Annotated in this window: 13 protein-coding genes; all 13 read right to left on the bottom strand. The window is 70.5% G+C overall.

Annotation, left to right across the window (positions count from 1 at the left end):
- Window positions 1-10: 10 nt before the first annotated feature.
- The 13 genes from ASC82_RS18395 to ASC82_RS18335 all read right to left on the bottom strand — a co-directional run bounded on the left by ASC82_RS18395 (window position 11) and on the right by ASC82_RS18335 (window position 13,677).
- The gene (locus ASC82_RS18395) at window positions 11-724 is read right to left on the bottom strand and encodes an HAD family hydrolase (protein ID WP_056648945.1); all 714 of its coding nucleotides are present in this window, start codon (window positions 722-724) and stop codon (window positions 11-13) included.
- 54 nt (window positions 725-778) lie between these two features.
- Window positions 779-1,735 (bottom strand): PHP domain-containing protein, encoded by a 957-nt coding sequence (locus ASC82_RS18390; RefSeq protein WP_079039353.1) that lies wholly within the window; start codon window positions 1,733-1,735, stop codon window positions 779-781.
- On the bottom strand, window positions 1,725-2,972 hold the full coding sequence (locus ASC82_RS18385; protein ID WP_079039352.1) for an aminotransferase class III-fold pyridoxal phosphate-dependent enzyme: 1,248 nt from the start codon (window positions 2,970-2,972) through the stop codon (window positions 1,725-1,727). Before ASC82_RS18385 ends, ASC82_RS18390 begins: the two co-directional genes overlap by 11 nt.
- A 56-nt stretch (window positions 2,973-3,028) precedes the next feature.
- Complete coding sequence (locus tag ASC82_RS18380; RefSeq protein ID WP_056648940.1) at window positions 3,029-5,140, bottom strand: radical SAM protein; 2,112 nt, start codon at window positions 5,138-5,140, stop codon at window positions 3,029-3,031.
- 66 nt (window positions 5,141-5,206) lie between these two features.
- Window positions 5,207-6,277, bottom strand: coding sequence for a Gfo/Idh/MocA family oxidoreductase (locus ASC82_RS18375; RefSeq protein WP_079039350.1), 1,071 nt, complete (start codon window positions 6,275-6,277; stop codon window positions 5,207-5,209).
- A gap of 57 nt (window positions 6,278-6,334) precedes the next feature.
- Window positions 6,335-7,117 carry a hypothetical protein gene (locus tag ASC82_RS18370; RefSeq protein WP_157863482.1) on the bottom strand — a complete coding sequence of 261 codons (783 nt, stop codon included), beginning with the start codon at window positions 7,115-7,117 and terminating at the stop codon, window positions 6,335-6,337.
- Window positions 7,114-7,803 (bottom strand): hypothetical protein, encoded by a 690-nt coding sequence (locus ASC82_RS18365; RefSeq protein WP_056648934.1) that lies wholly within the window; start codon window positions 7,801-7,803, stop codon window positions 7,114-7,116. The genes ASC82_RS18370 and ASC82_RS18365 overlap by 4 nt, the downstream gene beginning before the upstream one ends.
- 136 nt (window positions 7,804-7,939) lie before the next feature.
- Window positions 7,940-8,830 carry a phytanoyl-CoA dioxygenase family protein gene (locus ASC82_RS18360; RefSeq protein ID WP_056648932.1) on the bottom strand — a complete coding sequence of 297 codons (891 nt, stop codon included), beginning with the start codon at window positions 8,828-8,830 and terminating at the stop codon, window positions 7,940-7,942.
- Window positions 8,831-8,833: 3 nt separating this feature from the next.
- Entirely contained in the window at window positions 8,834-10,078 is a 1,245-nt protein-coding gene (locus ASC82_RS18355) for an MFS transporter (RefSeq protein ID WP_056648931.1), read from the bottom strand.
- 7 nt (window positions 10,079-10,085) lie between these two features.
- Entirely contained in the window at window positions 10,086-10,811 is a 726-nt protein-coding gene (locus ASC82_RS18350; RefSeq protein WP_056648929.1) for an HAD-IA family hydrolase, read from the bottom strand.
- 72 nt (window positions 10,812-10,883) lie between these two features.
- Window positions 10,884-11,543, bottom strand: a complete 660-nt coding sequence (locus tag ASC82_RS18345) for a hypothetical protein (protein WP_056648927.1) — start codon at window positions 11,541-11,543, stop codon at window positions 10,884-10,886.
- Window positions 11,536-12,543 (bottom strand): hypothetical protein, encoded by a 1,008-nt coding sequence (locus tag ASC82_RS18340; RefSeq protein WP_157863481.1) that lies wholly within the window; start codon window positions 12,541-12,543, stop codon window positions 11,536-11,538. The genes ASC82_RS18345 and ASC82_RS18340 overlap by 8 nt, the downstream gene beginning before the upstream one ends.
- Window positions 12,544-12,792: 249 nt before the next feature.
- Window positions 12,793-13,677: a polysaccharide deacetylase family protein gene (locus ASC82_RS18335; protein WP_206779219.1), complete on the bottom strand. Its 885-nt coding sequence runs from the start codon at window positions 13,675-13,677 to the stop codon at window positions 12,793-12,795.
- Between the last annotated feature and the right edge of the window lie 15 nt (window positions 13,678-13,692).

Raw genomic sequence — 13,692 nt, 5'->3', positions numbered from 1 at the left:
CTCGCTCTCGTCACAGGGAATCGCGTATATATCGGTGGAAATCACCCAGGGTGTCGAACTCTGCGACGAGGTCAGGGAGTCCACGGGAAGCCCTGCCGCCCCGGATCCACACCGGCGACATGCCGGCGCGCAGGGCGCCGACGACATCCGCCGACCAGGTGTCGCCGACGAAGGCGATCCGGTCGGCGGCGACGCCGAGTTCGGCGGCGACGCGGTCGAAGAGCAGACCGTGCGGCTTGCGCGCGCCCTCCTCGGCCGACACGGTCACCGCGTCGAACGGTGGGAGCCCGGCCTCGTCCAGGCAAGGCTGGATCGGCGTCTCCCAGTTGGAGCAGAGCCCGACCTTCCGTCCCCGTTCTCGTACGACTCCGATGAGGTCGTTCGCGCACGCGACGGCCCGGGGACGGTAGGTGGCCTGGAAGTCCTGGAGCTGCTTCAGGACGTGGTCGACGTCGTCCTCCGGCACACCGCTCAGCCGGAGGAAGTGCCGCCAGTTCCCCTCCAGCCAGCTCTGGTGGTCCGGGTCCTCCGCGACGGTCGGCGTCAGGCACCCGTCGAAGGCATTCGGCTCGAAGGCCGACTCCAGCTCCGGGTGGCTGCGGTAGCCGAGGCTGTTGAGGAACTCCCACATGGCGGGGAACTCCGTGTCGTGCTCGACGAGCGTCCCGTAGAAGTCGAAGACGACGGCCTCGGTGGTCGCGAGCCGCCGAGCGACAAGACTCACGAACGTCCCTCCCTCTCACACAGACGAATCACACAGACGAATCACGCGTACGGATCACGCGTACGAACGGTTCCGGGAGCGCCGCTCGGCCCGTTCCCTGAGCTGCTCCACCACGGCGTACGGGCTCTCCGCCGGACCGCCGATCCGCAGCCCCGGCTTCACGGTCTCGCCGTGGAAGTCGGAGCCCGCCGTGCGCACCAGACCGGCCTCCTCGCAGTACGCGGACAGCCCGGCCACGTCCTCCGCCGAGTGGTACGGCGAGAACACCTCCATGCCGTCCAGGCCTGCGGCCCGCAGCTCGTCGAGGAGGACGGTGCCCTCGCCGCGGGGCAGGCTTCCGCCCGGGTGCGCCAGTACGGACACTCCCCCGTACTCCCTCACGAGCGCCACGGCGGCCACCGTGGAGAACGAACTGTCCGACTCCACATAGGCGGTACCCCCGGGACGCATGTGGTCCAGGAAGAAGTTGTGGTACGGCTGGCCCGCACGGGGCCCGCCCTCCCGGTAGTCGTCGAACAGCGCCAGCCCGTCGTTGCGGCCGTTCGTCATCGCGGCCCGCACCACGACGGAGCATTTGGGCACGGCCCGCGGGGTCAGCGCCCTGGCCTCGTCGTAGGTGCAGTCCACGCCCAGCCGGACCAGGGCGTCCACCAAGGCGCGGGCGCGCTCCTCGTCACGGCGCTGCACCTCGGCCAGCCGGTCCGTGAAGCCCTTGGCCCCGGGGTCGACGAGGTAGCCGAGGACGTGGAACTCCCGGCCGCCGAGGAACGTCGTGAGCTCGACGCACGGGACGACCTCCACGCCGTAAGCGGCCGCGAGGCCCAGCGCCTCCGCCGAGCCGGCGATGACGTCGTGGTCCGCGATCGCGACGGCCCTGAGCCCCCGGGCCGCCGCCGTCTCCAGGACCTCGGCGGGGGAATGGTCGGCGTCGCTGCTGAAGTGGGTGTGGATGTGGAGGTCCACCTCGGGACGACCGTCAGCGGACCCGTCAGCGGGGCCGTCAGCGGACATCGAGGGCCTCCAGCTCCCGCGCGACCGGCCCCGACCCGAGGCTCTCCCTGATCGCGTCCAGGGTGAACTCGACGTCCTCGTCCGTGTGCGCGGCGGAGAGGAACCACTGGTGGTTGGGGTGGAGGAGGATGCCCCGGCGCGTCGTCTCCTCGTAGAAGGAGAGCTTCAGGGCCTCGTGGCCGTCGGCGAAGCGGAGGAAGGGGGCCGGCGCGTAGCCGACCACCTCGGCCGGCAGGCCGGACTCCGCGACCAGCTTGGCGAGCCCCGTCTGCAGGGCCTCGCCGAGGCGCCAGACCGTGGCGAGGGCGTCGGTGTCGCGCAGGATCGGGACGGTCGTGAGGGCGGCGGCCATCTCGGCGGGGTTGCCGTAGAAGGTGGACGACATGTGGGTCTCGCTCAGACCGCGCATGACGTCCTCGCGGCCCACGACGGCGGAGATGGGGAAGCCGTTCGCCATCGCCTTGCTGAAGGTCGACAGGTCGGGCCGGACCCCGAAGAACTCCTGCGCCCCGCCCAGCGCCATCCGGAAGCCCGACCGCATCTCGTCGAGGACGAACAGCGCGCCGTGGGCGTGCGCGAGGTCCCGCACCGCGGCCAGGAAGCCGGGCTCGGGCGGCTCGACCTCGAAGGGCATCATGATCACGCAGGCGACGGACTCGGGGTGCTCCGCGAAGACCGCCCGCAGCGAGTCGATGTCGTTGTAGCGGAACTTCAGGGTGTCGGCCAGCGTCGACTCCGGCACCCCGGCCGGGCGGGGTGCCGTCCAGTCGTGCCAGCCGTTGTACCCCCAGCGCACGACCTTCGACCGCCCGGTGTGGATGCGGGCGAGGCGTACCGCCGCACTGGTGGCGTCGGAGCCCGTCTTCATCAGATAGGCCATCTCCGCGCCGGGGATCACCGCCGTGAGCAGCTCGGTGAGCTCGACCTGCCGGGGGCTCCACAGCGGGGACATGCAGCTGCCGAGCGCGAGTTCGCGCGTGACCGCCGCCGTCACCTCGGGGTGCGCGTGGCCCAGGATCGCGGGCCCGTAGCCGAGGATGTAGTCGACGTAGCGGTTTCCGTCGACGTCCCAGAGGTAGGCGCCGCGGGCGCGGCCCACGTACCTCGGGTATCCGCGGGTGAACTGGTCGTCGGCGAGGATGTCGCCCCGGGTGGCGGCCCAGGCGTCGCTGCGCTCCCCCCGCCGCGCCCATTCCTCGGATTGCGTGAACCGGCGGCCGGTCAGGTCCGCGTCCATGTCGTCTCCTTCCTGGTCGACCGGTGCACTGGTCGACTGATCGACTGGTCAACGGCTCAAGGCTGCGGACGCAGGACCTTGAACTCCTTGTGGTTGTGCATGCCGGCGGAGCTGCGGCCGATGGCCACGCGCTGCACCCAGGTCGCCCAGCGCTCGCCGAGGTCCCCGGTGCCCCACTCCAGGGGCTCGCCGTAGAAGCCGCCGATCCGGACGCCGTCGCGCACCGTTGGGCGCTCGCCGGAGACGCGGTCGACCGCCTGGAACACCGCTCCGTCCATCGGTGCCGGCTCGTCGAGCAGCGGCTGGGAACCGTCCCTGACCCGGGCCTGCTCGAAGTACCCCGGCCAGTCGAACTCCGTCGTGATGACCTTCCCGGCCTCGCGGTCGTAGTCGGGCATGATCACGATGTCTCGCTGGTAGTCGATGACGCTGGCGAGGTTGGCCACCTCGGGGTAGCGCTTGAGGAGCGAGTCCTTGAGCTCCTCGTAGAACCGTTCGAGGTGCAGGCACACCTGGATGTAGAGCCACCGCGACGGGTGCAGGGTGTAGGCCAGGCTGGGCAGTTCGTCGACGCGGATGTGGTCGCTGGCGTCGTCGTGCGTCAGGAAGTACTGGTAGTGGTCGAGGACCTTGAGCTGCCACTCGCGCAGCAGCGGCGTCCGGACGTCGGGGTCCTCCAGGAGGCTCTCGTAGAAGTCCCGGTAGGGGACGCCGTGGGTGAGCCTCAGGTACGTGGCCACGCGCTGGGTGGCGCTGGAGTTGTGCAGCGCCTTGATGAACGCCGAGTAGGCCGACGTACGGACCCAGTCCTCGCGGGTGTACGACTTGGTGGAGGCGAGGATCCGCTCCGGCTTGCGGAAGACGTCGCGGCGGGTCTCGTCGATCTCCCGGGTCGTGAGGTCGTACGTGATCCGGTCGATGGTCTCGACCTGCCACTCCTCCAGGAAGGCGCGCTCGCCGGCGGGCGCGTTCGGGAGGAGGCGGTAGGCCTGGATCAGGTAGTCCTCGTGGATGCCCCACTCCATGAGGTCGGCGAGGCAGCCCTTCCACATGTCGTACGTGTCGCCGGGGATGCCCTGGATGAGCTGGACCTCGACGGGGACGTGGGCGTCCATCATGTGCTTGACGACCTGGACCTGCTTGTCGGCGGAGATGTTCTTGCGGGCCGTGGCCGCGAGGACCTCCTTGTTCGTGTGCTGGACGGACAGGGAGTGCACCGTGCAGATGCCGCTCTTGGCGAACTTCATCGCGATGGCGATGGCCCGGTCGGGGTTGTTCTTCGCCGCGCTGTAGAAGATGTACTTCGGGTAGCCCTCGTGGTCGTCCCGGGCCTCGTTGAACTTGTCGGCTATCTCCAGGTCGCGCGGGAGGATCCCGAAGTTGGCGTCGGCGAGCATGACGCTCTCGATCCTGAGGTGGCCGAGCCAGTCGATCTCCGCGGCGACGCGGTCCATGCCGAAGCGCCGCACCTTCGAGTTGGTGTTGGATCCCCAGTCGCAGAAGCTGCACCCGTAGGGGCAGCCCCGGTTGGTCTCCATGATCACTTCGAAGGCGTCCGAGCCGTGCTCCGCGACCAGCCGGTCGTAGTACGCGGCCTGGTCCAGGTACGGGCTGTGCTCGAACTCGGTGGGCACCTCGGGCGGCCCGGTGAAGACCATCGTCCCGCCCTCGCCGCCCGGCAGGTACAGCCCGCCGATGTCGGAGAAGTCGCGGTCGCCGCGCGCCGCCTTCACCAGGATCTCGCGGAAGGTGATCTCGCCGTCCTTGATCGCCACCGCGTCGATGTACGGATGCTTGGCGAAGAACTCCGGGTCCTTGTAGTCGGGTTCGGGCCCGCCGGCCACCACCAGGCAGTCCGGGTTGAGCTCCTTGACCTCACGGGCGAGCTCGCACTGGATCTCCCAGTTCCAGGTGTAACAGCTCAGCCCGAGGACCCCGATCTCGGTGCCGCGGTACGGATCGAGGAGCACGTTCGGCGCGTCGTTGCGCCAGATCGGCTCCAGCCACTCGTAGCCCGCCGACTCGTCGCCGTGCCGCTCCCAGTACGACTTCAGGATCGCCCACATGTACGGGAAGTACGGCTTCGCGTTGTCGAACTGCAGCTCACCGGTCGCGCCCTGCGGCTCGCTGATCAGAATGGTCTTGCTCCGCATGGTCTTGCTCCGCATTGGTGCCATCCCCTTCTCCGTGTCGGTCTCGAACCGGTCGGCTCCGCGCGTCGCGGCCGCGCCGGGCTACACATCGATCCAGCGGCCGCCGAGCGCCGCGGAGCGGTACGCCGCCTCGATGACGCGGATCGTGACGGCGGCGTCCTCGCGCAGCCGGGCGCTTCGCCCGCCCTCGGAGACCTCCGCGAGGAACTCCTCGAAGACGCCCTTGAACCAGTTGCCGTGCCGCGGATCGTTGAAGTCCGACGGCAGCCGGCTCCGCCGCGCCGACCCGTCGACGCACTGCTCCAAGTCGTCGTCGATGAGCCGCACATGACCCCACGAGCCGGAGACGAGATAACTGGTCTGCCGGCCGGCCGCCGTCCAGTCGAGCTCGAAGTCGACGACGGCCCCCGAGGCGAAGGAGAGCGACAGGAAGGCGTACTCCTCCGTGTCGGCGTACGGGCCCCCTTCGGGACGCCGCAGGTCACAGCGGACCCGGTCGGGCCGCGAGCCGACGAGGTGCGCGGCGAGGTAGACGCTGTGCGGTCCGTGGTCCCGCAGGATCCCGCCGCCGCCGACGGACCGCTCGCGCCGCCAGTCGGGGCGCCAATCGGCCGTCCCCCTGGCGTGCGAGGTGCGCAGGGTACGGAAGTGCCCGCGGAAGTCGCCGTCCGCGGCCCCGCAGCCGGCCAGGGCCGCCTTCATGGCGATCACGGAAGGGGCGAACCGGTAGTTGTGGCAAGGGAAGAGGAATCCGCGGCTTGCCTTCTCCTCCGGTTCCAGGGCCTCCAGTTCCCGCCGGTCGAGGAGCAGCGGCTTCTCGCACAGAACCGCCAGGTCGTGGCGCAGCCCGAAGCGGATGCCGTCGAGGTGGGCGTGGGGCGGGGTACACACGTCGATGAAGTCGAGCTCCTCCACGGGGAGTTCGTCGAGTTCCGCGAGGACCCGGACGCCGGGCAGTTCGCGGCGCGCGGCCGCCCGGCGTGCGGGGGACACGTCGACCACGGCGGTGATCTCCAGGCCGTCCGTCCGCGAGATCCCGGTGAGGTGGCCTTCCGCGATCGTGCCGTAGCCGATCAGAGCGCCCCGGAGCCCAGGCTTCCCCTGCCGCGCCCCCACAGGCCCGGGTTCTTCCACCAGCTGCCGGAATCCCACCGCTCTCCCTGCCTCTCCGATTCGTCGCGCGTCTCCTGGCCGTGGGCCGTCGAGCCCTCAGCCGCCGAGGGGGAACTGCCGGTCGGCGTCCGGGTAGACGTACTGGTTGTAGAGCGGGTGATCAAAAAGGTGAAGGACATACATTCCCTCGATCCACGAGAATTCGTCGTTGGATTCCGTCATCGGCAGCAGCTTGTACCGGAGGCCGTTGATCCTGCCGATCTTCCGGTGCTCGTGTGCCGCGTTGAATTCCTTGATGGCGAGCAGTTCGCCGGTGAATTCGGAGTGCAGTTCCTCGTGCGGGCCGACCGTGTCGTCGAAGTAGCAGACGATCCGCGGGAGGTAGTGCTCGGGCGACTCCTCCAGGAGCGCCTTCATGGCGACCACGGTCGAGGAGTAGTAGTCGAGGTCGAAGGAGAGGAACCCGATGGGCGCGGCCCCTGACCGCATGAAGCGGGGGCCGGTGTCGGCGATGTCGCCGAGCACGAGTTCGGCGGAGGTCAGGTGGGATCTGATCAGCTCCTCGTCCATCTTGAAGAAGCCGTGCTGCCACATGGACGGGTTGTCGCGGTGGTCGACGGGGGTGGGCATCCCGCTGCCGAGGTCGAAGCCGTACGTACTCACCTTCACCTGCTGCGCCGCGCCGATCTCGGCGGCGACCCGTTCGAGCTCCACCAGACCGTTGCCGCCGGCCACCCCGAGCTCCGCGACGGAGACCTCGCCGAGCCCCAGCCGGCGGGCCAGGAAGGCGGCGAGCAGCGTCCCGTACGCGTACTGCGGAAAGGTGGACGCGGCGACGACGTCCGGCATTCCGACCTGGATTCCTGCGGAATTGCTCAACGCGCTCCCCTAGCCTTGTCGTTGATGTCGTCGTCTTCCGGTCGCCAGAATCCGCCGGTCGATTCGACCCAGTCGAGAATTCCATCGGCCGCCCGGTGCTCGTCGTGGTCCGAGACGTCGATCTCCAGTTTCGGAAGGCGCGACTTCTCGAAGAACCGGCGCATCGTGTCCTGTTCGTCGACGAAGACCTGGAGGTCGTCGTAGCGCCGCGGGTTCTCCGAGTAGACGAGGCGTTCGGCCCTGGCTCGCTCGAAGGTCTCCGGGCGCCTGCTGCACAGCACCAGGTGGAAGCCGAGGGCGAGGAGCCGTTCCTCCAGCCAGTCGAAGTCGACCTCCCGGCCCCGCTCCGTCCACTGGTGGGACAGCGTGGAGATGTGGAAGCGGTCGACGATCCAGTAGTAGTCCCGCTGGAGCTCGAAGAGCCGGGTGTACGTGTGGAACGCCTCCAGCGCCCGCGCCTCCTGGTAGGGCTCGTACTCGATCATGCTGCGCCCGGGGTTCGCCTTCGTCGGCTGTTCGTCCGAGAAGGTGTCCCACTCCGAGGAGACCAGCGGGATGTGCCAACGATGCTTGCGCTCGCCGATGATCCGGGGGTGCTCCGCCAGCGCGAAGGCGATGTCGGTCTTACGCGTCAGATGCGTACCTTCGAGAATGATCTTCGGCTGGGGAATGCGCGGAGATTCCATCACGCCTCCGTTCGGTTGGTGCGGATCGGGGAAGGGGCCGCCCCGGTGCGGCGCCGGCCCGCGGGACGGGACCCGGCGCCGCGAGGGGCGGCGGAAGCGCCGTGCGGGGCCGACGGGACCGCCGTACCACCGGGCCCTAGAAGGCCGTCGGCACGACCGGGAAGACCGGTCCGCCGATGGGGTCGCCGACGGCGCACTGCACCTCGTCGTACGGGAAGCGCTCGTTGCCGAGCCAGATCGTCCCGGCCTTCACGTAGCGCAGGATCAGCGCCTGCCGCCGGTTCGGCGTCGTGTTCGGCGTCGATCCGTGCCACACCATCGAGCTGTGGATGGAGCACTCGCCCGGCTGGAGCTCGATGTACGAGACCGGGTGCCCCTCGGCCTCCGGGTCGGCCGGCACCTCGGGCACGCCCGGCCGCTCGTCCTTCATGTACGACTCGACCTCGCCGAACGACACGGGAAGCCGCTCGCCGGCGTTCTGTGAGCCGGGGACGACCATCATGGCGCCGTTGTCGATGGTGATCCGGTCCAGGGCGATGAAGACCGTCACCGCGTCGGGCGTCGCCAACGGCCAGTAGGAGTAGTCCTGGTGGAAGGGCAGCAGCTTCGACCCCGGTTCCTTGACGACGACGTTGTCCTCCATGATCACGACCTCGTCGGCGTCCAGGAGCTGGCGTGCCATGCCGGCGATCACCGGGTCGGCGGCGAGGTCGCGGATGCGCTCGTCGCGAAGGCGCATGTTGAACAGGAACGAGAAGGTGTGCCCGACGGTCCCTTCGTTGCTCTCGTACTCGAAGACGTCCTGCCCCTGCTCGCCCTGGCTGCGGCGGATCGCGACCGGATCGGTGAGCTCGAACGTCTTCGACTCGAAGAGGCCCGCGCGGTGCTCGTCGACGGCCTGGAGGACCATGTCGATCCGGTCCTGCGACAGGACGGGGTTGGGGTGGAGATACCCGTCCTTGTGGAACCGTGCGATCTCGTCGGAGGTGAGGGGGGTGTTCCGCAGACTGGTCGGCAGACTGGTCACCGGTTACCTTTCGGCTGAGATGTGTCCTTTGGTGGGTGCGCTGTTCCTCAGGGCCCGGAAGACGGCGGGGGCCGCCGCCGCCACGACCAGGACGAGAAGCGCCGGGAGGACCAGGGCCCGGGTCAGGCCCACCCCGTGGGCGAGCCAGCCGATCGCCGGCGGCCCCAGCAGGAGCCCGGTGTGGCTGAGCGTCGCCACGTGCGCGACGGCGGAGGCGATGGTCTCCTCGCGGTCGTCGGCCGCCGCGTGGCCCGCCGCGCTGGAGACGATCGGATCGAGTACGGAGAGCCCGGCACCGAAGAGGGCGTATCCCGCGAGGGCCACGCCGTACGCGGAGCTCACCAGCGAGAGACCGAGGCCGGCCGCCGCGAGCAGCGCGAACGCCCGCAGCAGCGCCCCGTCGTCGTACCTCTCGCGCAGCCGGTCGCCGATCAGACGGCCCGCGACGAGCGTGACGCTGAAGGCCACGAGACCGGCCATGGCCAGGAAGGTCGAGGCGCCGCGCTCCTCACGGAGGTAGACGGCTCCCCAGTCCTCCAGGGCCCCCTGTGCCACCAGACAGCACAGCCCGAGCAGTCCGAGCAGCAGTACCCGGCCGTTCCAGCCCCCGCGCCACCCGCCCGACCCGGGCGCCGCCTCCGGGCCGGGCGCGGGCGCCTCGGCCGGCGGCAGCAGCGGGCGCAGCAGACCGCCGGACGCCCACATGGCCAGCAGCGCCACGAGGACGAACTGCGTCGTCGTACCCGCTCCGAACCAGGCGAACGCGCTGCCGATCAGCGCCCCGGACAGGTTGCCGATGCTCCACGCGGCGTGGAACGAGTTCAGGCAGGGCCTGCCCGTGAGCCGCTCCACCGCCACGCCCTGCACGTTCGAGGCCACGAACAGCAGGCCGTCGAAGAACCCGAAGAGCGCAAGTGCCAGGGCGAGTTGCAGCCCGGTGTGCGCGAGGGAGGTCGCCACGAGGGCGACGGCCGTCGCCACCACGCTGACCCGGACGAAGGTCCGGCTGCTCGTGCGGGCCAGCAGGCGGCCGGCGAACTGCATGGACAGCAGGGAGACGATCACGGGGGTGATCAGCACCGTGCCGAACGCTCCGGTGCCGAGCCCGGTCGCCTCCTTGATGGAGGGAATCCGGATCAACCAGGTCGACAGCAGAAGGCCGTTGAGGAAGAAGGTCACGGCGGTGGCCCGGTACGCTCCGCCGAGCCGTGACCGCGGGTCGACCGGGGCGGTGGGGGTGAGGTCCACGGCCGGCTCAGGCCGTGAAGCGCAGCAGCAGGCGGCTCGGCGTCCCGGGCTCGGGAGCCACGGACGCACGCACCGTCTCCGGAGCCACGGACGCACGCACCGTCTCCGGAGCCACGGACGCACGCACCTTCTTGAAGCCGGACAGGTACCGCACGCCGGCACCGGACGTCGCCGCGTCGCCCAGCATGATCGCCTCCATGCCGGCGGCGCGCGCACCCTCCACGCCCGCCATCGCGTCCTCGAAGACCAGGCACGTCGCGGGGTCGACACCCAGCGCCGCCGCGGCCTTGAGGAATCCCTCGGGGTGCGGCTTGCCGTTCACGACGTCGTCCGCCGACACCAGGACCCGGGGCTCCGGAATCCCCGCGGCGGCCAACCGGCACAGGGCCACCTCGCGCTCGCCGGACGTCACGATGCCCCAGGCGTCCGCGGGCAGCGCGGCGACGAGCTCCCGGCTGCCCGGCGCGGCGGCGATCCCGGTGACGTCGCGGCACGACAGGTCCCGCATCCACTGGAGCTCCGCCTCGACCCGGTCGGGTGGTACGAAGTCGGCGATGACGTCGCTGTCACGGCGCCCGTGCCAGACTTCCAGCGTGTGGTCGGGGTCCAGGCCGTGACGCAGCGCCCAGAGCCGGGTGTGCCGTTCGATGGTGCTCATGGATTCGACCAGCGTTCCGTCCAGGTCGAAGAGGATGGCGCTGCCGGTCCAGGAAGACCGGGAAGACGGGTGCATCGGAACTCCTCGGTAGGGGATGTGCCTGATCGCCGAAGTGCCTGATCGCCGGTGGCGGTCACGGGTGGGCGGTCACAGGTGGGCGGCGACCGTGCGCAGAAGAGAGCCGCGGTAGGCCTTCTCGTAGAGCTGTGCCTGGGGCCCGTCCAGGTGCGGGGAGAGGAAGCGGGCGGCCGGCGGGACGCTCTCCCGCAGGCCCACGGCGGCCGGGTTCAACCGGGTCGACGCGGGGAGGACCAGCGCCCGCGGCGAGGTCCGGGGCGGCAGTCGGTGGCCGCCCCCGGGGACGAGGGAGGCGTCCGACTCGGCCTCCTCGTCGGCGAGTTCGACGATGAGCTGCTCGACGTCGCTGTGCCGGTCGACCCCCGGATTGGCCGACTGTGCCCAGGCGACCGCACGGGTCCGCCACACGGCCGGGGATCCGTCGTGGTGACGGAGCACGATCGCGGGCAGCAGGGCGCGGGGCGTGAGGATCTCGCAGCCCAGGACGGTGACGACGGGCCCTTCCTCGGAGGCCGGGTCCGGTACGTCCCCGAAGACGGCGAGGCCCGGCTGCACGGCCAACGGGGAGGCGCGTACGGCCTCCTCACCGCCGCCGCAGGTCGGGCACTCCCGCACGTCGACCGTGACGACCGTGGCGTCCGGGGAGGGCAGCAGCTGGGCGGCCGCCTCCCGCCGTGCCATCCGCTCGATCGCCGCGCGCTGCGGGAGCGCGAGCGCCGGTTCACGCATGGACCTGCTCCAGTCCGGACCTCGTGCCGGGCCGTCGTCCGGGGCCTGCCGCGCGGTCGCGCCATCCCCGGTCGAGCGCCGCCGTGCCGAGCTCGACGAGGCCGCGTCGTTCCACGGCGCCGACGAGCTCGTGGTCGCGGACGCCGAGCCCCGAGGCGACCCATGAACCGATCGCTTTACGGGCCAGGTCGGCGGTGGCGTGGACAGCCGGGCTCTCCGGGCCTCGGACCCGGCCCCGGCCGTCCGCGAGTCCCGCCGCGTCGGCGCCCAGCAGGTAGCAGGCGGCCCACAGCTCCAGGCCCAGGGCGGCGTGGTCGCCCGACGGGGCGAAAGCGCCGGCGCCGGGGAGGGGTGACGGCGGGGAGACCGCCGCGCGCCAGGAGTCGACGACGCGGTCCCGGTCGACGCCGAGCAGCGCGCACCAGTCGTGCCAGTACCAGCCCAGCGGGTGCTCGACCGGTTCCTCGCCCCCGGGGAGGACGAAGCGGATGCGGCAGGTCGAGTCCGTCAGCTCGACGGTGTAGTGCGGGCCCGGTCCGGAGCCCGGCTGCCGCGCGTGGAGCTCGGCAGCCGTGGCCTCCGGCGTCCAGTGGTCCCTGCCGTGGCTCCGCTCCGTACCGAAGACCGTGGCGTGCCGGGAGCCGTGGCTGTCGTTGCCCGCGAGGCTCCGGTCGCCGCCGTGGTCCAGGAGGTGGGGCACCGCGGCGACGACCGGGATGCCGGCCCCGCGGCAGAACAGGGTGACCATCTCGTCGTCGTCGCGCAGGTGGTCGGGAAGGGTGCTCAGGTACGCGGCCAGTTCGGCGGCGGCGCCGGCCGGCAGCACCAGGCCGAGGGTCGGGGTGTACTCCCTGGGCGAGAGGGGGGCCCAGGGAGAGCCGAGGGCGGCGCTTCTGCGGACGAGGTAGGAATTCTGAGGACTGTTCCAGTTGACGTAGAGCGATATTCCGTGGTCCGGCCGTGCCGCCACCGCGGCGAGCAGGTCTTCGGCTATCTCCACAATCGGGTGGATGTCGTCCTGGAATACGACGTGATGGGTGGCTCCGGGCTCGATGGCGGCCCAGGCGAGTTTCGCCGTACGCAAAGGGCTCGGCGGGCCGGACGGGTCGGGATCGCACACGACACGCGGCCGGAGACCGGCCAGCCGGGAAAGCAGTTCCGGTAATTCGGCGGAACGCGAGGGGTGGTGCATGACGACGACACTGAGACGTATTTCGGGTGGGGCAGGCATCTTTCCCAGTCCTTTTCTTCAGCTCTGCAGCAGGCTGCCGCGCAACCGGTCGACGGTCACCAGCTGGAATCCGTCCGCCAGCAGCGACTCGATGATCACGGGAAGTGCCGCGATCGTCTGCGAACGGTCACCTCCGCCGTCGTGCATGAGCACGATCGAGCCGTTGGAGATGCCGTCCAGCGCGTTTTCCACGATGGTTTCCGGGCCGGGCACGGCCCAGTCCCAGGAATCCCTGTCCCACAGCACCGTGGTCATGTCGTGGTCCGCGGTCCAGCGCAATGTCTCCGGAGTACGGGAACCGTAAGGGGGGCGAATGAGCGTGGGGGCCTCACCCGTCACCTCGGCGATGGACTTGTTGGTGGCGTCCAGTTGGAACAACATCTCGTCGTGGGTGAGATCGGGCAGGAACGGATGCGACCAGGTGTGGTTGCCGACCGCGTGTCCCTCCTCCCGGATCCGGGCGAGCGCCCCCGGGGCCGTACTGGCGTGCAGCCCGACGCAGAAGAACGTGCCGGCCACGCCGTAGTCGCGCAGGACGTCCAGGACCTGGCCCGTGTAGGGCTCGCTCGGCCCGTCGTCGAAGGTCAGCGCCACTCTGGGGGCGGCCGAGTCGCCGCGGGTGAGGCAGTAGCCGCGGCGGGTGAGCTCGGCCTCCCGCCCCGCACTGCTCTCGACGCCCCGGTCCAGCTCGTCGAAGCGGCCCTTCAGCGTGCCGTTCTCGGTGTCGGTCTCGACGAGCCCGCCGGCGCGCCCCCTCCCCCGCAGGGCGAGGGCGTGCGCCGGGACGGAACCCGCGACCGGGCGCTGCGGAAGGTCCCAGGGATCGGCCCGGAAAACGCGGATTCCCGCATTGCGCAGCGGTCCGTCGAGAAGTCCGTTGGTGCTGTCGACCACGGCGATCACCCGGTCGCCGCACAT

The organism is Streptomyces sp. Root431, assembly GCF_001426585.1.
In the GTDB taxonomy this organism is placed as follows: Bacteria; Actinomycetota; Actinomycetes; order Streptomycetales; family Streptomycetaceae; genus Streptomyces; species Streptomyces stackebrandtii.
This window is presented reverse-complemented; position numbering and strand designations above follow the sequence as displayed.

What these genes read in the sequence shown, in the direction of transcription:
- ASC82_RS18390 (WP_079039353.1), bottom strand. Translation starts at nt 1,735, where the DNA reads ATGTCCGCTGACGGCCCCGCTGACGGGTCCGCTGACGGTCGTCCCGAG.
- ASC82_RS18385 (WP_079039352.1), bottom strand. Translation starts at nt 2,972, where the DNA reads ATGGACGCGGACCTGACCGGCCGCCGGTTCACGCAATCCGAGGAATGG.
- ASC82_RS18380 (WP_056648940.1), bottom strand. Translation starts at nt 5,140, where the DNA reads ATGCGGAGCAAGACCATGCGGAGCAAGACCATTCTGATCAGCGAGCCG.
- ASC82_RS18365 (WP_056648934.1), bottom strand. Translation starts at nt 7,803, where the DNA reads ATGGAATCTCCGCGCATTCCCCAGCCGAAGATCATTCTCGAAGGTACG.
- ASC82_RS18350 (WP_056648929.1), bottom strand. Translation starts at nt 10,811, where the DNA reads ATGCACCCGTCTTCCCGGTCTTCCTGGACCGGCAGCGCCATCCTCTTC.
- ASC82_RS18345 (WP_056648927.1), bottom strand. Translation starts at nt 11,543, where the DNA reads ATGCGTGAACCGGCGCTCGCGCTCCCGCAGCGCGCGGCGATCGAGCGG.